This window comes from Pseudomonas fluorescens (assembly GCF_902498195.1).
Taxonomy (GTDB): domain Bacteria; phylum Pseudomonadota; class Gammaproteobacteria; order Pseudomonadales; family Pseudomonadaceae; genus Aquipseudomonas; species Aquipseudomonas fluorescens_BU.
In genome coordinates this window covers 201,458-225,328 of record NZ_CABVIY010000008.1, presented here as the reverse complement: position 1 = coordinate 225,328, position 23,871 = coordinate 201,458, and the positions used below count along the sequence as shown (strand labels likewise).

The 23,871-nt window shown below is 58.4% G+C and carries 17 protein-coding genes and 1 pseudogene; 7 read left to right on the top strand and 11 right to left on the bottom strand.

What is annotated here, in order from left to right; all coding sequences use genetic code 11:
* Positions 1-149: 149 nt before the first annotated feature.
* Entirely contained in the window at positions 150-3,029 is a 2,880-nt protein-coding gene (locus F8N66_RS27145; protein WP_150773059.1) for an EAL domain-containing protein, read from the top strand.
* Positions 3,030-3,080: 51 nt separating this feature from the next.
* Here F8N66_RS27145 and F8N66_RS27140 read toward each other — a convergent pair whose 3' ends face one another.
* Entirely contained in the window at positions 3,081-3,395 is a 315-nt protein-coding gene (locus tag F8N66_RS27140) for a hypothetical protein (RefSeq protein ID WP_150773058.1), read from the bottom strand.
* Positions 3,396-3,743: 348 nt separating this feature from the next.
* Here F8N66_RS27140 and hexR point away from each other — a divergent pair, with 348 nt between their 5' ends.
* Together hexR and F8N66_RS27130 are read left to right on the top strand one after the other, a co-directional pair.
* Positions 3,744-4,610 carry a transcriptional regulator HexR gene (gene hexR / locus F8N66_RS27135; protein WP_025131545.1) on the top strand — a complete coding sequence of 289 codons (867 nt, stop codon included), beginning with the start codon at positions 3,744-3,746 and terminating at the stop codon, positions 4,608-4,610.
* Positions 4,611-4,787: 177 nt separating this feature from the next.
* Entirely contained in the window at positions 4,788-5,000 is a 213-nt protein-coding gene (locus F8N66_RS27130) for a PA3496 family putative envelope integrity protein (RefSeq protein ID WP_150773057.1), read from the top strand.
* On the opposite strand, the gene F8N66_RS27125 is transcribed toward F8N66_RS27130, so the two are convergent.
* Positions 4,942-5,904, bottom strand: a complete 963-nt coding sequence (locus tag F8N66_RS27125; protein WP_150773056.1) for a LysR family transcriptional regulator — start codon at positions 5,902-5,904, stop codon at positions 4,942-4,944. The two genes, F8N66_RS27130 and F8N66_RS27125, sit on opposite strands and share 59 nt — an antisense overlap.
* Positions 5,905-6,095: 191 nt before the next feature.
* Here F8N66_RS27125 and F8N66_RS27120 point away from each other — a divergent pair, with 191 nt between their 5' ends.
* The gene (locus F8N66_RS27120) at positions 6,096-7,511 is read left to right on the top strand and encodes an acetyl-CoA carboxylase biotin carboxylase subunit (protein WP_056854322.1); all 1,416 of its coding nucleotides are present in this window, start codon (positions 6,096-6,098) and stop codon (positions 7,509-7,511) included.
* 11 nt (positions 7,512-7,522) lie between these two features.
* Positions 7,523-9,331 carry a sodium-extruding oxaloacetate decarboxylase subunit alpha gene (oadA, locus tag F8N66_RS27115; RefSeq protein WP_150773055.1) on the top strand — a complete coding sequence of 603 codons (1,809 nt, stop codon included), beginning with the start codon at positions 7,523-7,525 and terminating at the stop codon, positions 9,329-9,331.
* A gap of 107 nt (positions 9,332-9,438) precedes the next feature.
* On the opposite strand, the gene F8N66_RS27110 is transcribed toward oadA, so the two are convergent.
* Genes F8N66_RS27110 through F8N66_RS27100 form a run of 3 tightly spaced genes read right to left on the bottom strand, consistent with a single transcriptional unit; the run spans position 9,439 to position 11,207 of the window.
* On the bottom strand, positions 9,439-10,110 hold the full coding sequence (locus tag F8N66_RS27110; RefSeq protein ID WP_150773054.1) for a GNAT family N-acetyltransferase: 672 nt from the start codon (positions 10,108-10,110) through the stop codon (positions 9,439-9,441).
* A gap of 17 nt (positions 10,111-10,127) precedes the next feature.
* A complete protein-coding gene (locus tag F8N66_RS27105) occupies positions 10,128-10,574 on the bottom strand; it encodes a GNAT family N-acetyltransferase (RefSeq protein WP_150773053.1) in 447 nt (148 codons plus the stop codon).
* A 9-nt stretch (positions 10,575-10,583) separates the two neighbouring features.
* Positions 10,584-11,207 carry an FMN-binding negative transcriptional regulator gene (locus F8N66_RS27100; RefSeq protein WP_150773052.1) on the bottom strand — a complete coding sequence of 208 codons (624 nt, stop codon included), beginning with the start codon at positions 11,205-11,207 and terminating at the stop codon, positions 10,584-10,586.
* A gap of 92 nt (positions 11,208-11,299) precedes the next feature.
* Between F8N66_RS27100 and F8N66_RS27095 the strand changes: the two genes are divergently transcribed.
* Positions 11,300-12,850, top strand: coding sequence for a PLP-dependent aminotransferase family protein (locus F8N66_RS27095; protein ID WP_150773051.1), 1,551 nt, complete (start codon positions 11,300-11,302; stop codon positions 12,848-12,850).
* A gap of 53 nt (positions 12,851-12,903) precedes the next feature.
* On the opposite strand, the gene F8N66_RS27090 is transcribed toward F8N66_RS27095, so the two are convergent.
* Genes F8N66_RS27090 through F8N66_RS27075 form a run of 4 tightly spaced genes read right to left on the bottom strand, consistent with a single transcriptional unit; the run spans position 12,904 to position 17,415 of the window.
* The gene (locus F8N66_RS27090) at positions 12,904-14,136 is read right to left on the bottom strand and encodes an MFS transporter (RefSeq protein ID WP_150773050.1); all 1,233 of its coding nucleotides are present in this window, start codon (positions 14,134-14,136) and stop codon (positions 12,904-12,906) included.
* Positions 14,133-14,858: a 2OG-Fe dioxygenase family protein gene (locus tag F8N66_RS27085; protein ID WP_150773049.1), complete on the bottom strand. Its 726-nt coding sequence runs from the start codon at positions 14,856-14,858 to the stop codon at positions 14,133-14,135. The genes F8N66_RS27090 and F8N66_RS27085 overlap by 4 nt, the downstream gene beginning before the upstream one ends.
* Before the next feature lie 4 nt (positions 14,859-14,862).
* Positions 14,863-16,230: an ATP-grasp domain-containing protein gene (locus F8N66_RS27080; RefSeq protein WP_150773048.1), complete on the bottom strand. Its 1,368-nt coding sequence runs from the start codon at positions 16,228-16,230 to the stop codon at positions 14,863-14,865.
* Between the two features lie 30 nt (positions 16,231-16,260).
* Positions 16,261-17,415 (bottom strand): KamA family radical SAM protein, encoded by a 1,155-nt coding sequence (locus F8N66_RS27075; protein ID WP_150773047.1) that lies wholly within the window; start codon positions 17,413-17,415, stop codon positions 16,261-16,263.
* 393 nt (positions 17,416-17,808) lie between these two features.
* Here F8N66_RS27075 and F8N66_RS31905 point away from each other — a divergent pair.
* Positions 17,809-17,973: pseudogene (locus F8N66_RS31905) on the top strand (PLP-dependent aminotransferase family protein); the annotation flags it as partial.
* Positions 17,974-18,051: 78 nt separating this feature from the next.
* Here F8N66_RS31905 and F8N66_RS27065 read toward each other — a convergent pair.
* Both F8N66_RS27065 and F8N66_RS27060 read right to left on the bottom strand, forming a co-directional pair.
* Positions 18,052-22,626, bottom strand: a complete 4,575-nt coding sequence (locus tag F8N66_RS27065) for a dermonecrotic toxin domain-containing protein (RefSeq protein WP_150773046.1) — start codon at positions 22,624-22,626, stop codon at positions 18,052-18,054.
* Between the two features lie 144 nt (positions 22,627-22,770).
* Complete coding sequence (locus F8N66_RS27060; protein ID WP_150773045.1) at positions 22,771-23,871, bottom strand: polyamine ABC transporter substrate-binding protein; 1,101 nt, start codon at positions 23,869-23,871, stop codon at positions 22,771-22,773.

Sequence of the window (23,871 nt, the reverse complement as noted above, 5' to 3'; positions counted from 1 at the left end):
GTCTCGCCTGACGGCGTCGAGGCCGGGTCGGGCCCTCGATATTTTGTCTGTTTTTTGATCGGGAGCAGTTTGGTACGGGCACTGGCTTGTGTATGCTCCGTCGACGTTTCGGGCTCATGCTCATCATTATAAGAACAAGAACATCGCCTATGACCCTCAGCTCTGACCTGTCGGGCCCTTCTGTGGAGCCGCGGGTTATCCGCAAACAATACGCCATGGAAATGGCGGTCGAACGCACGCGCCTGCTGTATCAGGGGTCATTGCTGCCCACTCTGTTCATGTTGACCAATGGTCTGGTTTGCGCCGGCTTGCTGTGGAGTCCGCAGCGCTATTACCTGGTCACGGTCTGGCTGGTGTGGCTGCTATCACTGGTGGCGTTGCGGGTGATTCAAGTCGCGGCCTTCGACTCGGCGATTCCCAACCGTCAGGCTCACCCGATCTGGCGGCGCATGTTTCTGCTGGGTTCGGGCCTCACTGGCCTGACACTGGCCGGCGCCGGTATTGCCCTGGTCCCTGCCGACAATTTCATCCAGCAAGCCTGGGTGTTCGGCCTGATCGGCGCGGCGGCCCTTTCGGCCAGCGTGGCGTATGCCGTGAGCCTGCCGGCGTTCCTCTCATTCACCTTGCCCTGTTTATTGCCGGCCATCGCCTATCTGTTCTGGGGCGGTGACGAGCAAGGGCAGGGATGGGGCTGGTTCGGCCTGATTCTGCTGGGGGCGTTGAGCGTTGTGGCCTGGCAGGTTAATCGGCTGATTGATCGTGGCTTGTTGCAACGCTTCCAGAACCAGGCGTTGATCGAGCATCTGCAGCAGGCGCAAAACTGCGGTGACCAGCTCAATCAGAAACTCGCCCGGGAAATCGACCAGCGCCGGCGCGCCGAAGAGGAGTTGCGCGAGATCCAGGTCGATCTGGAAAACCGCGTCGCCCAACGCAGCCTTGAGCTGGACGTCGCCAGCCAGGCGCTGAGCAAAAGTGAGGCGCGCCTGGCGCTGGCGTTGAAGGCCAGTGAGTTGGGGCTGTGGGACTGGAACCTGCAAACCGACGAAGTTCATCACACGCATATCCAGGAGCTCTTCGGCCTGGAGCCTGAGTATGTGACGGCGATGCTGCGCCACCTCAAGCCACGTCTGCATCCCGAGGATCTGCCAGCTCTTCGAAGGGCGCTGGTCGAGCACTTGAAGGGCCGCACCGAGGATTACCAGATCGAGTATCGCGTGAGGCACGCCGACGGCCACTGGGTGTGGATCGAGGACCGCGGGCGAGCGGTCGAGCGTGCTGAAAGTGGCCGGGTGATCCGCATGGTCGGCACGCGCCGCGATATTAGCGTCAGCAAGGCGCTGGAGGAGCAGCAGCAATTGGCGGCAATGGTGTTCGAGGCCGCCAGCGAAGGCATCGTGATTCTCGACCCGGATTACGCCCTGATCGCGGTCAACCAGGCCTTCAGTCGCGTCACCGGTTATGAGATCGCGGACATGCTCGGGCGCAACGTCGTCGAATTGCCGTGCAGTCGCGATGCGCGTCGTCATTACGGCACGATTCATCAGGCGCTGGAGCAGCACGGCAGCTGGCAGGGCGAACTGGTGGAAACCCGCAAGAACGGTGAGATGTATCCGCAATGGCTGCATTTGAATACCGTTCGGGATACTCGGGGAAAGGTGAGCCACATTGTCGGCTTCTTCGCGGATCTTTCAGCGCGGCGTGAATCCGAAGAGCGCATGCGCTACTTGACCCATTACGACGAACTCACCGGTCTGGCAAACCGTTCAATGTTCCGCGAGCGTCTCAGCGAGGCGCATCAGCGCGTGCGTCAGGGTGGCTATCGCAGCCTGGCGCTGCTGCACATCAATCTTGATCGTTTCAAGCAGCTGAATGACAGCCTTGGCCATGAAATTGCCGACCAGTTGTTGCAGAAAATGGCCCGGCGACTGGTCAATGCGTTGCCGGAAGCGGACACCATCGCCCGCTTGTCCGGCGACGAATTTGCCGTGCTGTTTAACTCCTACGGCAACCTTTCGAGTCTGGCGCGGGTGGCGACGCGCTTGTCGAACAAATTGCGAATACCGGTGACGATCGAGGGCCATGAACTGGTGGTCAGCGCATCGATGGGCATCAGCCTTTTGCCGGACAGCGCAAGGGATATTTCCGCATTGGTCAGTCAGTCGAACATGGCCATGCAACACGCCAAGCACCTGGGCGGCAATAACTTCCAGTTCTACACCGACAGCCTCCAAGCCAGCACGCTGGAGCGTTTGCAGCTTGAAAACCAACTGCGTAAAGCTGTTGAAGAGAAGCAGTTGAAGGTCTTCTACCAACCCAAGCTGTGCCTCGGTACGGGCAAGTTGAATGCCGCCGAGGCACTGGTGCGTTGGGATCACCCGACCATGGGTCGGGTGCCGCCAGGTGATTTCATTGGTCTGGCTGAAGAAACCGGGCTGATCGGTCCGATCGGCGAGTTTGTGTTGCGTCAGGCCTGCTGGCAGGCCTGCGAGTGGCAGCGGCAGGGACTTGAGCCGATTCGAGTCTCGGTCAATTTGTCGGTGCATCAGCTGCGACAGGGCAAACTGGTCAGCCTGGTGCGACAAGTGCTCGAGGAAACGGGGCTGGCGCCACACTACCTGGAGCTCGAACTCACTGAAAGCCAGTTGCTGGACAGCGTCGAGCACATCATCGCGACCTTCCAGCAGCTGCGGGATCTGGGGGTTAAGCTGGCCATCGACGATTTCGGTACCGGCTATTCATCCTTGAGCTACCTCAAACGTATCCCGGTGGACTACGTGAAGATCGATCAGGCGTTCATTCGTGGCCTGGGGGAGGGCACGGAGGATGCGGCGATTACCCGGGCAATCATTGCCATGGCGCATGGTTTGTCGTTGAAAGTCGTGGCGGAAGGGGTGGAGCGGCGCGAGCAACTGGATTTTCTCAGGAGTGAGCGCTGCGATGAGGTGCAAGGGTATCTGATCAGTCGCCCGATAGAGGCGGAGGGGTTGGGCGCCCTGCTGCGAGAGCAATGCACTGATCGAATGAATTAACTTCTCGCCGGCACTTGAGTGCCGACGGGAAGCCAGGAAGCAGATATGTTTTCAGTGAGTGATTAAAACGTCGTCGATATGGTGCAGTAACTTTCCTTCAAAAAAGATACTGACACTGGTGACATTGGAGTCGCCCAGTGTTTTGTATTCGACAAATTTATCGGTAACGACTTGCAAGGCAACTTTGTCGGAAGTTTCAAGCTTTAGTTCGAGGCGCAAATTAAAGGATTTGTCTTGTATGGCACTCAGTGTCAGCGTTGGCGTAATGCCTTCGTGGGCGACGGTCACAGTGCCGAAGGTGCGAAAAGAAGCGGCACCTGGCATGCGGTCAATTTGAGCGGTCCAGTCTTTTGTTTCGATAGTCATAATATAACTCCTGTAATTAAGGATTGTTGCTTCCTGAGAACTCAATATATCCATCTGATATTTTTCTTGTGAGTTATTTGTTAGTTTGATTTGTAAGTCTGTATGTTCTGGTAGTTTTAAATGAACTAACTAATGGATAGTTCCGATGGGAACTGCTGGGTTGTCTCGCTCCCACAAGACATGCAGTGAAGGCGTGCTTGACCATCGAGCGCAGGTGCTACATGAGGCGCAAGCACCTGAAATCGAGGGATGTGGTTACGCATTGAGCAGGCAAAAAGCCGATTCATGTAGTATAACTACAAGCGTGCTACATCCCCGGCACCTGCCAATAACAAAGAGTCCATCCCTTTGAATCTGCTGCAACACATCGCCCAGTCTCGTCACCTGTTACGCAAGTCGGAGCTCAAGGTCGCCGATCACGTGCTGCTTGACCCCGCGGCCGTGATGCACAGCTCCATGGCCGACCTGGCCCATAGTGTCGGCATCAGCGAACCGACCATCGTGCGTTTCTGCCGCGCCATTGGTTGCTCGGGATTCCAGGATCTGAAGTTGAAGCTGGCCCAGAGCCTGGCCGCAGGCGCGAGTTTCGGACAGTTCGCGATCCACGAAGATGATTCGGTCGCCGACTACAGTTTGAAAATCTTCGACACCACCCTGCACACCCTGATGGAGGTTCGCGAGAAGCTCGATCCGGTGGAGTTGCAGCGAGCGGTGACGCTGATGTCCCAGGCCCAGCGCGTGGAGTTCTATGGCTTCGGTGCCTCGGGCGCGGTAGCGGCAGATGCGCAACACAAGTTTTTCCGTTTGCTGCTGACCGCGGCGGCGTATTCAGACCCGCACATGCAAGCGATGTCGGCGGTGACCTTGAAGCCGAGCGATGTAGCGATCTGCATTTCCCAGTCCGGACGTTCCAAGGATCTGCTGATCACCGCCAACCTGGTGCGCGAGAGCGGAGCTTCGTTGATCACCCTGTGTCCAAGCCAGACGCCGCTGGCCGAGCTGTCGACCGTCAACCTGGCAATCGACGTGCATGAGGACACCGAAATCTATACGCCGCTGACCTCGCGCATCGCTCACCTGGTGGTGATCGACGTATTGGCAATGGGCGTGGCCATGGCGCGTGGGCCAAGCCTGGTCAACCACCTCAAGAGCGTCAAACGCAGCCTGCGCAGCTTGCGGCTGTCGCCCAAGTCGGTGAAAGCGCTGGACGATTAAAAGCAAATGATCGCAGCCTTCGGCAGCTCCTACAGGGGGAATGCATTCCATTGTAGGAGCTGCCGAAGGCTGCGATCTTTGCTTTTCAACATTCATCAGCCTGTAACGCCCAAGCCGCCAAACCGTCATGCCTCGCGCCTATCTTGAAGCTCCCGTACTCGCCTTGGGAGACTCGAAATGGCCCAGCCCTACGAAGAACGCAACAGCGCCGTCAGAACCCGTCGTCAGCAGGAAGACCAGCGCCGCATGGAGTTTCGCCGCGCTATTGAAGATCGCTGCGAGCAGCGTCAGCTTCTCGCCGAAATCGGCGATTTTCCGGAAGAGTCCGAACTCAACTACTGGCAGGCCGCATCGACAGCTTCCCGTCGAAACGCTCAACCAGCCCGCTGATCTGCACCCGCTCGCTGCGAACGAATGCCAGGAAGGCATGAGCCACCGGTGACAGCCGTTTAGCCTTGGCTTGCACCAGGCACCAGCTGCGGAACAGCGGCAGCTCTTCGACCGGCAGCTCGATCAGCCCGCCGGTTGCCAGTTCCAGGTTCAGGGCGTGGCGCGTCAACAGCGCCACGCCCAGACCCGCCAACACGCATTCACGCTGGGCTTCGGCCGACGAGACTTCCTGGGTCTGGTTGAAGTGCACGCGTTTCTCTTTGAAATACTCTTCACACGCCAGGCGCGTACCGGAGCCCGTTTCGCGCAGCAGCAGCGTGTAGGGCTCAAGATCCTGCAGGCGCAGCGGCCCCATATGGCACAGCGGGTGATCGGGCGGTGCGACCGCGACAATCGGGTTGTTGAGGAATGGCAGGAATTCCAGGCCCATGTCCTGCGGCACCATCGACATGATCACCAGGTCATCGCGGTTATCGGACAGACGCCGAATCACCTGGCCGCGGTTGACCACCGTCAGTTGCAGATTGACCTCCGGATGCTGGCGCTTGAACGCGGCGAATAGGTGCGGGACGAAGTACTTGGCGCTGGATTCCACCGCCAGTTTCAGCTGGCCCTGCAGTGAGCCCTGCATGTCGGACAATTGCATGTCGAGGTTTTCCAGGCGCCCGAAAATGTCCCGGCTGGCGCGTTGCAGTGCTTCAGCGGCTTCCGTCATGTAGAGTTTTTTGCCGACGTAGTCGAACAAAGGCTGACCAATCAGCTCCTCAAGTTGACGAATCTGTAGGCTGACGGCGGGTTGTGTGAGCGACATTTCGTCGGCTGCGCGGCTGTAGGAGCGCAAATCACAGACCTCGTTGAAGATTTGCAATTGACGCAATGTCATACGCATCAAGGACTTACGCATTTTACAGGCACTCTCGCCGCAGGCTGATGCCGCAACTATAAGTCTTTACTTATGCATGACCCAATAATTATTCATTTTTGTTAATCCCTTGTGGGCGCTAGTGTGGGCCTGCGACCAAATTGAAACATTTGGTCACGCGTCGACCTGGGTCTAGCGGGTCGTGGGTACTACCGGCTCAAGGGAAACTCCAAGTGATAAAAAAGATCCTGATCGCCAACCGTGGTGAGATTGCCGTACGAATCGTACGTGCCTGCGCCGAAATGGGCATTCGCTCGGTCGCGATCTATTCCGACGCCGACCGCCATGCCTTGCACGTGAAACGTGCGGATGAGGCCCACAGCATTGGCGCCGAGCCGCTGGCCGGTTACCTGAACCCGCGCAAGCTGGTGAACCTGGCGGTGGAAACCGGTTGCGATGCTTTGCACCCCGGCTACGGTTTCCTCTCGGAAAATGCGGAACTGGCAGACATCTGCGCCGAACGCGGTATCAAATTCATCGGTCCATCGGCTGAAGTCATTCGTCGCATGGGCGACAAGACTGAAGCCCGCCGCAGCATGATCAAGGCGGGCGTGCCGGTCACGCCGGGTACCGAAGGCAATGTCTCGGGCATCGAAGAAGCCCTGACCGAAGGCGATCGCATCGGCTATCCGGTGATGCTCAAGGCCACCTCCGGTGGTGGCGGCCGCGGTATCCGTCGCTGCAACAGCCGCGAAGAACTCGAACAGGCGTTCCCGCGAGTGATTTCCGAGGCCACCAAAGCTTTCGGTTCGGCCGAAGTGTTCCTGGAAAAATGCATCGTCAATCCCAAACACATCGAAGCGCAGATTCTTGGCGACAGCTTTGGCAACGTGGTGCACCTGTTCGAGCGTGATTGCTCGATCCAGCGCCGCAACCAGAAGCTGATCGAGATCGCACCAAGCCCGCAGCTGACGCCGGAACAGCGTGCCTACATCGGCGACCTGTCGGTGCGTGCGGCCAAAGCCGTGGGTTACGAGAACGCCGGTACCGTGGAGTTCCTGCTCGCCGAGGGCGAGGTGTACTTCATGGAGATGAACACCCGGGTGCAGGTGGAACACACCATCACCGAAGAAATCACCGGCATCGATATTGTTCGTGAGCAGATCCGCATCGCGTCCGGCCTGCCACTTTCGGTGAAACAGGAAGACATCCACCACCGTGGTTTCGCCTTGCAATTCCGGATCAACGCCGAAGACCCGAAAAACAATTTCCTGCCGAGCTTCGGCAAGATCACGCGCTACTACGCCCCCGGCGGCCCTGGCGTGCGTACCGACACAGCGATCTACACCGGCTACACCATTCCACCGTTTTACGACTCCATGTGCCTGAAACTGGTGGTGTGGGCGCTGACCTGGGAAGAGGCGATGGACCGTGGCTTGCGTGCCCTGGACGACATGCGTTTGCAAGGGGTCAAGACCACCGCCGCGTACTACCAGGAAATCCTGCGTAACCCGGAATTCCGTAGCGGCCAGTTCAACACCAGCTTCGTTGAAAGCCACCCTGAACTGACCAACTACTCGATCAAGCGCAAACCCGAAGAGCTGGCCCTGGCCATCGCCGCCGCCATCGCCGCCCACGCAGGCCTGTGAGGAATAGAACAATGAGCAAGAAGATTCATGTAACCGACACCATCCTGCGCGACGCCCACCAATCGCTGCTCGCGACGCGCATGCGCACCGAAGACATGCTGCCCATCTGCGACAAGCTCGACAAGGTCGGCTACTGGTCGCTGGAATGCTGGGGCGGCGCGACATTCGACGCCTGCGTACGCTTCCTGAAAGAAGACCCGTGGGAGCGCCTGCGCCAACTGCGCGCGGCCTTGCCTAACACCCGTCTGCAAATGCTCCTGCGCGGCCAGAACCTGCTGGGCTACCGCCACTACAGCGACGACGTGGTCAAGGCCTTCGTCGCCAAGGCAGCGGTCAACGGCATCGACGTGTTCCGTATCTTCGACGCCATGAACGACGTGCGTAACCTGCGCGTGGCCATCGAAGCGGTGAAAGCGGCGGGCAAGCATGCCCAGGGCACCATCGCCTACACCACCAGCCCGGTGCACACCATCGATGCGTTCGTGGCCCAGGCCAAACAAATGGAAGCCATGGGTTGCGACTCGGTGGCGATCAAGGACATGGCCGGCCTGCTGACGCCATACGCCACCGGCGAATTGGTTCGGGCGTTGAAAGCCGAGCAATCGCTGCCCGTGTTCATCCACTCCCATGATACCGCTGGCCTGGCCGCGATGTGCCAGCTCAAGGCCATCGAAAACGGTGCCGACCACATCGACACCGCCATCTCAAGCTTCGCTTCCGGCACCAGCCACCCAGGCACCGAGTCGATGGTCGCGGCCCTTAAAGGCACCGAATTCGACACCGGCCTGAATCTGGAATTGCTGCAAGAGATCGGCCTGTACTTCTATGCCGTGCGCAAGAAGTACCACCAGTTCGAAAGCGAATTCACCGCGGTCGATACTCGTGTGCAGGTCAATCAGGTTCCGGGCGGCATGATCTCCAACCTGGCCAACCAGCTCAAAGAGCAGGGCGCACTCAATCGCATGAGCGAAGTGCTGGCAGAGATCCCGCGTGTTCGCGAAGACCTGGGCTTCCCGCCGCTGGTAACCCCGACCTCGCAAATCGTCGGCACCCAGGCGTTCTTCAACGTGCTGGCCGGCGAGCGCTACAAGACCATCACCAACGAAGTGAAGCTGTATCTGCAAGGCGGCTACGGCAAGGCTCCGGGCACCGTGAGCGAGAAACTGCGTCGCCAGGCCATCGGCAGCGAAGAAGTGATCGATGTTCGCCCGGCCGACCTGCTCAAGCCGGAAATGGCCAAGCTGCGTGCTGACATCGGTGCCTTGGCCAAGTCTGAAGAAGACGTGCTGACCTTCGCCATGTTCCCGGACATCGGCCGCAAGTTCCTCGAAGAGCGCGCTGCCGGCACCCTGACTCCGGAAGTGCTGCTGCCGATTCCCGAAGCGGGCGGCGTGGCTTCGGCTGGCGGTGAAGGCGTTCCGACCGAATTCGTCATCGACGTCCACGGCGAAACCTACCGCGTCGACATCACCGGTGTCGGCGTCAAGTCCGAAGGCAAGCGTCACTTCTACCTGTCCATCGACGGCATGCCGGAAGAAGTGGTGTTCGAGCCGCTCAACGAATTCGTCAGCGGTGGCAGCAGCAAGCGCAAGCAAGCCTCTGCACCGGGTCACGTCAGCACCACCATGCCGGGCAACATCGTTGATGTGCTGGTCAAGGAGGGCGACACCGTCAAGGCGGGCCAGGCCGTGCTGATCACCGAAGCGATGAAGATGGAAACCGAAGTCCAGGCCGCCATCGCCGGCAAAGTCACCGCCATTCACGTGGCCAAGGGCGACCGGGTGAACCCGGGCGAGATCCTGATCGAGATCGAAGGCTGAGTTAACAGCCTCGGTACAACGCTTTAAACCTCGGGGGAGCATGTGCTCCCCTTTTTTTATACTGAAGAAACGCCGGACCCTGTAGGAGCTGCCGAAGGCTGCGATCTTTAGCTCCGGCACTCGGCAAGCGTCTTCACCTGCCCCGACCCCGTCTGGTTTTCATCACTCAACCACCGCTCGAACCCCGCCCCGATCGCCGGCCATTCCGAATCCAGGATCGAGTACCACGCCGTATCACGGTTCTGTCCCTTGACCACCATGTGTTGACGAAACACTCCCTCAAAACTGAAGCCCAAACGCTCGGCTGCGTATTTGGAGCGCGCGTTGCCGTTGTTGCATTTCCATTCCAGGCGCCGGTAACCGAGGGCGAAGGACTCTTTGGCCAGCAGGTAAACCGCTTCTGTGCTTTTCGGCGAGCGCTGCATCGGAGCGCCGAAGGTGACGTGGCCGATTTCGATACGACCCTGGGCCGGGACGATGGACATCAGGCTGAGGATGCCTTGTACCTCGCCGCTGGCACGATCGATCACGCTGAAGAAATACGGGTCGCTGTGGGCGGCGTGATTGTTCAGCCAGTCGTTGAAGGCGCTGCGCTCGGGAAAGGGACCGTAGGGCAAGTAATCCCAGAGTTTCGGATCGGCACCCGGGCCTTGCAGGGCTTGGAACAAGGCGTCGCCGTGGCGCGCCGGGTCGAGTTTTTCCAGGCGGATGAAGCGCCCTTCGATGGTTTGAACCGTTGGCGCCGGGGCGCCTTTCCATTCGGCGAGTGAAGTCGACATGCTGTTCTCCTTGAGCCTTAAATGGCTTTACGAAACTGGATGAAACCCGGACGTTCGGCGATGCGCTCGTAGAGCTGGATCGCGGTGGCGTTGGTTTCGTGAGTCAGCCAGTGCACCTTGTTGCAGCCGTCAGCCTTGGCGGTGCTGTAGACGAATTCGATCAGCTGGCGACCGATGCCAGTGCCGCGGGTTCCGGGCGCCACCAGCAAGTCTTGCAGGTAGCAGGAATTTTCGATGGCCCAGTTCGAACGATGGTAGATGAAATGCACCATGCCCACCGCTTTGCCATCGGCCCAGGCCAATGCGGCGTGGGTGGGTTCGTTCGGGTCAAGCATGCGCTGCCAGGTGCTGTCAGTCACAGCCTGGGGCAATTCGGTTTTGTAGAAGCACAGGTAGGCCTGCCACAGCGGCAGCCAGGCGGCGTGGTCGTCGGCGCTGACCTGGCGGATGTCGATCTGACTCATGTTCATTCCTTAACGCATCAAGTGGGCGAGGGCCTGGTCCTGCGCGTCGGGGCTGGCGGCGAGCCCCTCGCGCACGCCGGCGATATCGGCAGGATTACGGTTTTGGCTGAGCTTGCGCTTGCCCTCCAGGCGTTCGATGGGCACGGCGAAACCGACAATGGCCTTGAGCATGCCGTCAATGTAGTCGGCGGGGGCGTCGGCGACCTTCCACGGTTGGGCGCGGCCGGCCTCATGGCGATCGGTGAGGGTACTCACGATGTCGAGCAGCCGGCCGCCATCACTGAAGGTTTCGGCACGGCCGTAGGCGTGTACGGCGACGTAGTTCCAGGTCGGGACGACTTTGCCGTGCTCGGCCTTGCCTGGATAAAAGCCCGGGCTGACGTACGCATCGGCGCCGGGAAAAATCAGCAGGGCTTCGGCACCATCGCGCAGCTCTTTCCACTGCGGATTGGCCTTGGCCAAATGCCCGTACAGCGTGCCGTTCGGACCTTGTTCGCGATGGAGCAGTACGGGCACATGGCTGGCTTGCAAACCGTGTTCGCCGTGGGTCACCAAAATGGCGAGGCGGGTGGCGAGAATCAGTTCGTGCAACTGGGACAATTCATCGATGGCAAAGGCACGGGGCGTGTACATGGCAAGAATTTCCTTGGCGAATGCCTGCATCCTAGGCAGGCTATTGGTCTGTTGTAAGAGCCATTAATGACCAATTTCATAGGTCCATTAAGATGAATAGCGAAACGTTGTCCTTGTCGTTCAACCCGGCCGGTATTGAACTTGACCGTCGCCAGGGCCTGAGTCTTCAGCTTTATCAGGCATTACGGGTGCGCGTGCTCGATGGGCGACTGGCCAGCGGCACGCGATTGCCGGCCAGCCGCGATCTTGCGGCGGCATTGGCGATTTCACGCAACAGCGTCGTAAGGGCCTACGACCAGTTGTATGCCGAGGGGTTTATCGAAGGGCGCGTCGGTGACGGGACTTATGTCGCGCAATTATCGTCGGCCGTGCTTCCGGCAAAAAAAATATCCACAAAAGTATCCACAGGGTTATCTACAGGCTTACCCACAGCCTTATCCACAAATTGGCTCGATATGCCTGTGGTTCCATCCAGTAAAGTTATCCACAAGGGCGCTTTGGGACGGGTTGAAAAGAATCATTTGCCGGCGCCACCGAGCGGCCCGCCGCGTGCTTTTCGGGTGGGTGTTCCGGCCTTCGATCTGTTCCCTTTTGAGGTTTGGGCCAAGCTGAATGCGGCTTTCTGGCGTAAACCGGATTTGCAGCAGCTGTGTTATGGCGATCCGGCAGGCGATGCGCGGTTACGCGGGATGATCGCCGCGTATTTGCGCAGCTCGCGGGGCATGCAATGCACTGCTGAGCAAATTGTGATCACCAGTGGCGCGCAGCAGGGGATCAGCCTTTGTGCACAGTTGCTGGTGGAGCCGGGCGATGGAGTGGCGATTGAAAACCCGGGGTATCGGGCCGCCGGTCATGCCTTCGCCGTGGCTGGGGCGCGCTTGCATGGGGTGACAGTGGACAGTGAGGGTATCGACTGTGCGCAATTGGACGCGCTCGACGATTGTCGCCTCGCCTATGTCACCCCTTCGCATCAGTACCCGACAGGCGTGGTCATGAGCCTGGCGCGACGCCTTGAATTGCTTGCCTGGGCCGAGCGTACCCAGGGCTGGATCGTCGAGGACGACTACGACGGCGAATACCGATACAGCGGCGCGCCACTGTCACCGTTGGCGGCGCTTGATCGGCAAGGGAGGGTTTTGTACGTCGGGACTTTTGGCAAGGTCGCCTTCCCGGCGCTACGCCTGGGATATCTGGTATTGCCGCCGGCGCTGGTGCAGGCGTTTTCGCAACGCCGGGCAGTGGACGTCCGGCACTCGGAAGTCAGCACTCAAGCGGTGATGGCCGAATTCATGGCGGCCGGGCACTTTCAGCGACACATTCGTCGCATGAGGCGGGCTGCCTTGAGCCGCCGAAATTGCCTGCTGGACGGTTGGCCGAAAGGCATCGCGGGTGTGGGCAGCCTGCCCGCCGTCTCCGCCGGGCTACACCTGACGGTTTCGGTCAACAGCGTAGCCAGAGAGCAACAGTTGATCGAGCAAGCAGAAGGGGTGGGCGTGGAAATCAATGGCCTGAGCAATTACTGGCTGCCGGATACCCAAGTACCCATCGATCAGCGTGCCGGGCTGGTGCTGGGATTTGCCGCGGTGCCAGAGACGGAGATCAAGTTGGCGCTGGAACGCTTGCGGGAAGTCTGGCGGGTATGAACACCCTGCGTATCACGCAAAGACAAGCGTGATGCGGGTTACATCTGGCGCACTCAACATTTCTTCCGTTCACCAACGTCGATCTTCAGCCTGTTCATCCATATCCCCATGACGATCAGTGCGGTTAAAGGTAATCCATGGAACAAAACAATCACTTGGGCCGGGGTCCACGCCAAATAAAATGGCCCGACTACCAACATGCCCACTCCGAAACCGGCCATCTGAATCAACGTCAATAAACTGAACAGCGGCAGGCGCAGGCTATCGGGTTCACCTTGTGCGCGGGAGATCAAGGCCACCTCGGACAAACCATCCCCCAGGCCGGCCCCTCCCACCAACATCAACGCCAGCCACAGCTCGGTTTGCTGAAAGGTCAGGATAAAACCACTGGACATCAACGCCACGCCTACCATGAACAGGCGTTCCAAGACTTGAGTGCCACGATTTTTCAAAACCGCACTGGCCAGACGCGCCCCTGCGAACTTGCCACAGGCCCAGACCGCCAGCAGGTACCCCATAACCGTTTTTGCCGTGTCAGGGGAAATGTACTGCGACAGCACCGGCCAGCCTACGTTGTGCGCTGCACTGCCGAGAGTATCGAGCATGCTGATTATCAACATGGCGGCCAGCACAGGCGCACCGCGTAGCCCTTTCGTCAGTTCGCGCCACTCGGCGCAGAGCCCCCGATGTGCGACAACGGCGACTGAATACAACGCGCGCAATGGCAGGATCAGGATAGCGGCCACGATATAGGTGCCGATGTTGACTGCAAACACCGCTTCAAATCCCCCCGCGGCGATCAAAAGCCCGGAGAGCAAACTGCCAAAGACCGCGCCGGTGGCAGCAGCAGAGGTGATCCATGCATTGGTGCTCACGCGCCGCTCAGGCGCTACCCAGATGGGTAACTGGCTGTTAAGGCCAATGGCGAACAGCGAGTTGCACATACCGATCCCAAAGGCGATAAAGGGCAATATGCTCAGCTGATGCGCCGGTATCAAAACCAGCAGCGGCATCAATACCAGCGCCCTGACTAAGTCCAGCACCGCCAGCGTGCCGCGTCCGGAAAAACGCCGGAAAAACGGGATACCGATCAGGCTGGCGACAATACCGCCGGTTACGCGGCATGCCAGGAAGATGCTGACAAACACGACGCTTTGGCTGAGCCAATAAACATAGGTGGACAACGCCACCATGTTGAGGAATGCGCCGAAATCCGAGACGCCTCGGGCAAAGATGATCAAGCGCTCGTTTCGGATCGACCGGGCCAACGGCTGATCATGGCTCATGAAGGCAGCGCCTCGTCGTCAGTGGGCAAAGTGCTAAAACCCACCAGTAGCACATCGCGCCAGGCTGTCACCGAATCGGCCTGAGGCTGCACATCGCCGGCCCGATGGTAGAGCCTGCGGTCGTTGATCACGATGGTTTCGAGAAATTGCTCCATTGTCTGGCTCAACAACCGGACCTGCTCCGTTTCAGTGGCAAAGACCTCCGAGACCACCGACACCGTATTGCGCTGGTCAATGAAGTGCATGAACACCCAATCCAGGCCATCCTGGTGGATCCCCGAGGTGGTCGGGCTGCTGGATTGCGCATCCGCCCTGACCCGAAACTGGTGGATATCAATTGTATAAGTCTGTTCGCCCAAGTGCGGTCCGATCACAGCGAGGTCCGTGGCCAGCAGTTTCTGCAGGAGCGGATGCTCGATGAAGCCATCCTCGCAATAGCTCAAGTGATTCACCCCTTGGCGATACTTGATGGCATAGGTGACGGATGATTTGTAGGCGGCATTCCTGTCGATTTGCAACTGCTGCGAAGGCAGCAAACGATAGCGCAAGATGCGGCGTTCGCGGTGGGTGTACTCCTTGAATGCCTCGTCGCGCACCAGGTTTGACCAGTACGCCCGGAAACTCTCCTCTTCACCGGGTTCAATCGAAATCAATTCGCGAAAGTCGCGGCGATGGCAAAAGTGATGCTCGCGCAAATGCGCTGAAATTTGTGGGATGTCCATAAGGCTAGCCTGCAACCTTGTCATCGATGATGACGCGCAGGTTTTGCCTGATCGCATCATGCAAAGCATGCGCGTGGGCGGCATCGTCGACCATGGCCCAGCACTTGAGCAAGTAGTGTTCCTCGATATCCGCGTCAATATAGTTGCCAGGATCCTGCTGGGCATACTCCAGCACCGACGCGTTTTGATCCAGGAACTGCAGCCCCTCAATACCCTTGAAGTAGCCATTGTGCTGCGGATAGATCGCCAGCATCGCGTAGCGTTGCGCGGCATCGGCGAACTTGCGTGCGCCAGCTTCCAGTCGGGCATTTATGCCCTGCTCGCCCAGCAGTAATGACACATATAGCTGATGAGGATTGATAGCGGTCAGGTCACGGAACGCCGCGTTGACATAGAGCCCCCCCAAACGCGGGTTGATCTCAATGACCACAGGCCCTTCGTCAGTCATCCGAAACTCAAGATGCACCACGGCATTCGTCAGACCAACCGCACGCAGGCAATCTACGGCGTACTGGCGGATCTGCCGGCACTGGGCCTCGGTAAACGACGTCGGCGGGGAGATCAATACGTTCTCGAGGACCGTGCCACTGCGCTCGGTCAGTAGCAGTTTTTCGTTGATCAGCAGCGGATGGATCCGCTCGCCGACGATTACACATTCCACACTGCCTTCGACGCCGGGTATGTAGCCTTCCAACAGGATGCTGCGCCCTGGAACGTAGTCATATTGCCGCCCACCGTCATCAGGCAGGCGATGCACACAGCCGTAGAAGTCCGCGAAAGCGGATCTGGCGTGATCCTTGAGGAAGTGCGCGTAATGATTGCTCAGCTCTGCCCAGTTGGAGCACTTCTTGATAAACGCCGAAGCGCCGCCATAGGCCGGTTTGGCGATGAGCGGATAACCCACCTGATCAGCGCCTGCCTGGAGTTCCTGTTCATTGCTGCACAAAGCGAACGGCACGGAGTGGAGATCATGCTTTTTCATCGCTCTGCGCATCAGGAACTTGTTATTACACATGGCAATGGCGTCAGGAGAGCTATAAACCAGACCAAGCCGCTTAGAGGCCTGCGCAACAATACAACCCACTTCACCTTGCGTAGACGGATGCCCGGCATAGCAGAAAATCGCACGTATTTGATATTGCCCATCAAGCTGGCCAACCAGGTTCATAATGGCAAGCTCGCTGAGTGTATCGAGCAGGAATACGTCATCACTGTCATCTAAAAGCCGTTGCAGGTGCTTACGCCCGGCCACGCCTGCCGTTAAACAGACTAAGCCCTGGGCGCGGGCTGCAGCAAAGTGCGGCTCACGATACCTATAGCGAGCGAAAAAGTTGTCATCGATATCGATATAAAGGATGGCGTCTTTTTTCATGTTCGATAGTGCCTCATTCCGTAAGTTGATTCAGGCATCCTGCCAACTGCACCATTGACCTTCCCAGTTGCGGAAGTGGTAATTGCGTTGCCCATTTCCAGTTTCAAAATACGGCAATTCCTCAGGCTTTTCGAAATCCAGCAGTGGCACGGTGAACTTGCCTTGTGCGTGCGGCAGAACATATTCGGGTAGGGCAATGTTCGACACTCGCCGCTTCAGGCGATTCATAATGGCGATGACCTGACTGATCGAAGCCTGGTATTCCGATGCGCCTGGTGAAAACGGCATGAAATGATACAGATAATACGGCTTCACACCCAGGCGATAGAGGTCAATAAACAGTTTATGTAATGTGGCTTCATCGTCATTCACGCCACGTAACAATGGCATGTTGGAGAAGACAATCGGAACGGCACCCTGAATACGTTTAACTGCCTTTGAGAAATCTTCACTGAGTTCAAGTGGGTGACATACATGCACGCCAAAGGCGTTCACCTTGTACTTCTCCAACATGGTGATCAACTCGTCAGTGACGCGAAACGGGTTGAAGCTCAAGGCACGTGAATGAATACGGATCAACAAGTCTTCACTGATCGAGCGCAACGCCGCCAGGTTCTCTTCCAATCGGCGGTCAGCCAGCATAAGCGGGTCCCCGCCGCTGAGGATCACCTCTTCGATGGCGGGGTTGTTGCGCACGTACTCTACCGAGTCCAGAAACGAATTGGTGTTGGCATTGACCTTCCTGGTATCGATTTGCAAGGTACGCAAGGCTTCGAAGCAGAACTGGCAATATGCATTGCAGGTATTAGTCATCCGCAAGATGACGCGGTTATCATACTTGTGCTGGCAGATGGGCGTTTTCATTTCATGATGCAGCTCCCAGTTTTCCGAAGTGCCGTCGTAGTCACCCGGCACATGTTCATTCCAGTAGGGAACTACCTGCCGCCACAGTGGATGTTCCGTCACCTGGCCGCTATTGAGCGAGCGCATGATCAAATCAATATAGTAAGGTGTTATTTGCATCTTGCGGACTTGCAAGTTACGTTCAATATTGGTTTTGATCTCTTCGTTCCAGCCACCGCATGCCTTGCGAAGTGCTGGCTCGTCACGCATGGCATTTTTCTGTTGCCAACGCCAGTCATTCCACTGACTCGCATCATGAATATCTTGTTTTAAGTTCAACATTGATTTAGTGCCTATGTTGATAGCGTTTATCCTCCGGTCAGGAGATTGCGCCCATGCCGGGCTCACTAAAAAACGCAATTGGCGGGCTAACGCCGTGGAAATTCACGGCGATAAAGCCTCATTCGAATAAGTTGTAAGCTGCCTCTTTCGAGATCACACTGAGGCTACCAAAAAAAAATTGCGACGAATGACGAACATCATTTCTGAATGCAACGGGAAGACAGTAACTATCGCTTCGACTCAACACAAACACCGTAATTTCGCGTTTGAATAACTTTCAGGCAGGCGGGAAAAGAATTACGTAACAAAAGCTATTTATAATAAAGGCTGATTATGGCGGCCTCTTTGCACCGGAGGCGGAGTTCTTCGAATCGTCACCAAATTTGCACTTGGTATCTGACCGGTGAGGTTATACGTCTGGTGCAACGTCTGAAATTATTGGACTGGGCCGAGCGCACCCAGGGCTGGATCGTCGAGGATGACTGCATGGGAGGATAGCGGTGCAGCGGAGCCCCACGGGCACTCTTGGCGGCCCTTGATCGACAGGGGAGGATTTTGCCGCAGTGCCAGAGCCGGCGATCGAATCGGCCCTGGCACGCTTGCGGCAGGTGTGGCGGGTTTGAATGAATCGCTGATTCAGGAAAAAAACACGCTGGTGGCCAGGGTTCGACTGATCTCGCTGCGATAGATGGCAATGAGATCCTGGTCGCTGTAGCCGCGCACATCGAAGGCCCCACCTAACAGGCGTTGCCCCGCGGTTTTCACGTGTGCCGCGGTGAATGATCCGACAGGGGCGGTTGGATCGGCATAGTGAAAATGCGCGTACCACAGCACCTTGTGTGTCTTGAGATCGAGCACCTCGTACTCATCCAGATAATCCTTGCGCGGCCCTTTAAGCCGGCGACGTGTGGCGTTTTTCGATATTTCCACCTCTTTTTTTTCCTTGAGCCATCCGATCCTCGCTGCCGTCGGAGGTTGTTGCTTGATCATCTGTACGCGCGTGATGTGGCCTTTTTCGTAAAGGGCGGTAGCTGCGGCGTCCAGGCTCTTGCTCAGAGTGGCGGCCGACGTCGTGGGATCATCGGTGAGATTGAGCGCCGTCAACGCGCTGACGATCGCTTCCCCGGCCTCGCGCAGGCGTGCGCCATGCTGGTGGTACATGTCCTCGATCTCTACCGGAATGCGTTGAGCACTGCTGACGTGGGCGTCGATGCGCCGGTGGAACGCTGGTAATTGATCGAGCAATGCCTTTCCCGTCCCGGTGCTTTTGGCCAGGTCGGGTTTCGCGTTGACCGGTGACGCTTCATGCGTCTCCCTGACAAGCCACACTCCCGGGGTTTTTTCGTGGAATGTTGCGATGACTTTACCCGTCAGCGGCGCTTTCACATCGACCAGATCGGTTTCCTGTCCTGCCGCGTCTCTTCGTGGTTCCCCGATTAGCGTGCCTTTATATCGGGTCTTGATGATCCTTCTGGACGGAGTCGACGGCGATCTGGAAGGGCCGGCTACCGGTTCGACGAGCCGTTGCTCACGCAACAGATTCGCCAACCGGTCCACCGTGTCCTTGTTGAACCCGGCGATACGCGCGCGGACCCGTTCAAGTCGCTCTGTCACGATGTGCTCCGGGTACTCCTCGACGATGTCGAGACAACGCTGGTCGATCACCGAAAACTGTTCCGCCAGCGTGCTCATCGTCTCAATCCGCTCAGCCAGGTTGTTCAGGCTTTCATCAGTGCTCAGGTCCAGGGCGCTCTGGATATTCATGGCCGCGTCATTGATCAGGTTTTCCAGGGTGTGCGTCGCGTCCGCCAGTGTTTCCGGTGGGCCAGCCTTGAGGCACAGCTCCCGCCCCAGCGATACCTGCAGCAGCTTGAGGTCATTGATCGAGTAGCGCGGGAGCTTACTGCGGTAGGCCTTGCTTACCTCGGCGGCCTCCCTGCCTAAAAGGCTCAGTTCCTGAAAGCGTGAGTGCGCGGCCTCGATCTTCTCGATGAAACCTTGGGTCAGATCGGTCATTTTTTCGAAGGCTGCCAGGCGCTCTGCCGAGGGTGGCGCGGTTGTGTCGTCGAGCAACACCAGAGTGGCCCGCAAGCTTTCGCGAAACCCGGCAGAGGATTCATCCAGCCACGACTGCGTCAGAAACAACTGCAGCGAAAGGCGATCGATCATCGCCGTGCGGTAATTGGGAATAGTCTCCAGGGTGTTCTGTGCCTTGAGGGCCTGAATGTGATCGTCATAGGCCTTGTACTGCGTATCCAGCTCGTCGAGGTACTGTTGTCGTGCAGTGGCGGCGACCTCTGGCTTGGCCTCGAGCATGAGCTTGCGAGCTTCTGTGCGCTGTAGTCGCATGGTTTCCTGCTTCTCATCGAACGCCGTGAGCACGGTTCGCTTTTCCAATAGCTTTGCCCGGTTCTCCAGCTGCATTTTCTTGAGGCGACTGGGCAATCCGCCACCGCGCAAGCGTAAGCGAAGATCGATGACCCACTGGCCGCCGGCGGTGTAGGTCAACAAGGGGCCAATGCGCGCAGGCTGCTGACGTGAATCGATGATTTGCACCTGCTCGTCGTCGTTGAGTTGCACCTCGAACCATCGCTCACCCACCGGCGCGTACCACGTTTGCTCATGCGCATAGAGATGTTGATGGGCACCGTCACTCGCCGGTTTGGCCAGCCCTTCGGGCTGGGGGATTTTCAGGTTATCCAGTACAGATGCCATGCCCGGCCGCGATCGATTCAGCGCGTTGATCGCATTGAGCGATGTTGCATGGGTGGCGGGAAGATCAGTGCCGGCAATGTCCGGCAAACGCACGCTTTTGGGTATGCCTGGAGCGATCTTTTCCGGCAGTGAAACGGTTGTCTCCAGCGGCTCGACCAACGTGCGTCGAGCCTGTTTACGGGTGGCCGCACGATGGGCGAGCACCATGCCCAACGCCATCAAAATATCGGTCAGGGCTGACCAGTCGAGTGTGGCCTGTTCCTCGTTCCCCGCATCGCTGATGGCCTGCAAATCATCCACGATCTGCCAGATCCATGCGGCAGCCCCGACAGTGCGCCCCAGGAACGGCAGCGCCGCGTTGAGCACCAGCCAGCCGCCTTGCTTGAGCGTCGCCCAGCGCGCTTCGGCGTTAGATACCGACTGCCGGTCTGCCTGGGTGATCATGGCTTGAACGGTCGCGTTGAACAGCGTGTCCAGCAGATCCTTTTCGATAACGCTTGCGGACAGCGAGACGGGCCCTCGCAAGTCGAGCGCGACCGTGGGATCGACCAACAACTGCGGCACGATCCAGATCGAGGGAAACTTTGCGGGAAACACATACTGGCTGTAGTTGAAACGAGCGTTGTCTGGCAACCAGGCCAGCACCGATTCCCTGAGTGATCTGGAGTGCTGGATCGCGTACAGCAGATTGCTTCGCGACGGGTACTGAAGCAGCGGCGGGTTGAGCAGGGGGCGAAAGAGCACGCAAGGCCCCTTGTCCATCTGGCGCGGGCCGATGACGAACATGTTGGTCACCGTGTCAGGCGTGGTATCCGCTCGATGCGGTGGGATGAATGCCAGCGGGCGTACCACGATTTCTTGCTCGTCCACCATTCTATCCATGGTGGTGGAGGCGAACGCGGCAATCACGTATCGATACCCCTGTTCGTCCAGCCCCGCGTTGCCGCGAATTTTTTGCTGCAACGCCAGCAACGGAAGTTCCACTGGCAACTGCTCGGTGTAGAGCCGCTTGAGTGCGCTTGCCTGGGTCAGGTTTTCGATCAGCCGGCTTTTGAGCATCGCGGGGTAGGTCGCGCCAATGTCGACCGTGGTCACCAGTTTTTTCAGGTAGTCCGCGGTCATCCAGCCCGGCACCGGCGTTCCGTCGGTGATGCTCACGGTGGTGCTGCCCCAGGGTAATCCGGCGAGATTTTGCAGCGCCAGTTCGGTGAGCGATAACGTCAGGGTGTCGGTTTGACCCGGTAGAACGAAAGTGCCCCAGACCACCAGGCTGGTGATGCTGATCTCGACATTGTCGAGCTTCGCGGTGCTCGCTTGCGGGTGGTCCTTGCGCATCTGTCTGACCAGCGCGTCCAGCGTGAAGGCATGGATGTCGGGGACTTCGCCCTGGAAGGTCTTGCCGACGTTGCGGTGTTGCAGGACCGTCAGATCCATCAGGTGTCGGCTGTAACTCGCCTGATCCGTAGGGGACGCTTTGTCCAGCCATGGCGGCAGCAGAGGTTGCATCTGATCGAAGTGGGGCTTGAGTCGCGTCGGCGGCTCATCACTTTGACCGATGGTGCCGAGGTGCGGATACCGGCCGGGTTTGTCCGACGCCTGGAAAAAATTGATTGCCCCGATGGCATCCGCTTCCAAGGCAATCAATGTGCAGGCCTGGTGGTCGAAAAAGTTTCCATCGGGCTCGAACAGTCGCCAGTTCAGGCTGCCGTTGGAGGCGCTTGTCAGATACATCTGCGCCAATGCCTGGCCCAATGCATCGAACGAATCGAACTGCTGAAATCCTTGCGTGACCGAATGCGTCAGTATCAGCGTTCGGTCGGCAAGGGAGCCGACCAGCACGGCGGTGTCGAGTACGTTGAGGTGGGTGCGTGCGGCTCCATCGTCCTGATCGATATCAATCAGGCAGGCCCGGGTCTTGTACTTGTCCGTAGGGAGGCGCTGTTGTTTGTCGGGCGTGGCGTAGACCGCCTTGGCCATCGCCTGCTGATCCGCGTCCCAGCCGAGGGTCGCGCTGACATTCCACAGGCCGCGCAATGAGTCCGACAGCTGATACCAGCGTGGTTCCCCGGGGCGGGTGGGCTCGCTCCAGTAATCGACCTGTTGTTCCTGATAGGCCACGAACAACAGGCGGGCGAGTTCATTGATCAGCAGTCCGATGGCGTCGATCTTCACGGGCAGCTGGGTCGCCGGTTCGACAGCCGGTTGCAAGGTGAGAAAGTGTTCGCCGTCGATAAAGGTCACGGTGGTGCCAGACAAACCGAGACGCATCAGGATGTCGGTGAGTGATTCGATCCGATGGCGGCCGGGGATGACGTCATTACCTTCGATCAACCAGTGAGGCGTGACGACCATCGCCAGTTGTGGATCGATCTCCAGGTCGGGATACAGTTTCTTGAGCGCGGTGCGTAATGCTTTCGAGGCAACATCGGTGAGCGAGGGACCGGTTACCAGTTGGGTCAGTACATCAACAGCGCTGAGCGTGGAGTTTTCGGGCATGGACCATTTCCTTGTCTAACCGTTGAGGCGCAGGGGGGGCGCCGGGTTGGGCAAGGTAGAGGGCTGGTCTGTGAGGCCGGTGGTACATAGATATGGTGGGCAAAAAAGACCCGCGATTGCGGGCCTTGGGTCACAGCCGTTGCGTCAGGTCCCGGACTTGATCTTGGTCCAGGCCCGGGTGCGCGCGCGTTCTGCATCGCGCGGCAGAGGTTGCAGGGTGTACAGCGTGGCCATCGCCGCTTCAGTCGGGTACAGGTTCGGGTTGTTGCGGATTGCCGGGTCGACCAATGCCGTGGCGTCCTTGTTCGGGTTCGGGTAGCCGACGAAATCGCTGACTGGCGCGATCACCTGCGGTTGCAGCAAGTAGTTGATGAAGGTGTACGCGTCCTCCGGGTTCTTCGCGCCCTTTGGAATCGACAGCATGTCGAACCAGATCGGCGCGCCTTCCTTGGGCAGGCGCATGTCGACGGTCACACCATTCTTGGCTTCCCTGGCGCGGTTGGCGGCCTGGGAGAAGCTGCCGGAGTAACCGATCGCGACGCAGATATCGCCGTTGGCGATGTCGGCCATGTACTTGGAGGAGTGGAAGTAGGTGACGTACGGGCGGATCTTCATCAGAAGCGCTTCAGCCTTCTCGTAGTCCGCCGGCTTCTTGCTGTTGGGGTCCAGGCCAAGGTGTTGCAGGGCCAGCGGCAGGATCTCCGACGGCGAATCCAGCAGGGCAACGCCACACTGCTTGAGCTTGCTGATGTTCTCTTCCTTGAAGATCAGGTCCCAGCTGTCCACCGGCGCGTTGTCGCCCAGTGCGGCTTTGACCTTGTCCGGGTTGAAGCCGATCAGGATGGTGCCGTACATGTACGGCACGGCGAACTTGTTGCCGGGGTCGTTGGCCTCGATCAGCTTCATCAGTTTGGGATCGAGGTGGTTCCAGTTCGGCAACTTGCTGCGGTCCATTGGCTGGAACACGCCCGCTTCAATTTGCTTGGCGAGAAACACATTGGACGGCACCACGACGTCATAGCCGGAGTTGCCGGTCAGCAGCTTGGCTTCGAGGGCTTCGTTGGTGTCGAAAATGTCGTAGACCAGTTTGGTCTGGGTGTTCTGCGCCTTGAAATCTTCCAGGGCCTTGGGGGTGATGTAGTCGAACCAGTTGTAGACGCGCAACGTTCGTTCTTCGGCATGGACGGCGCCACTGAGCACGGTCGCGCAAAGCGCTGGCGCGATAAAACGCTTGAGTCTGTTCAT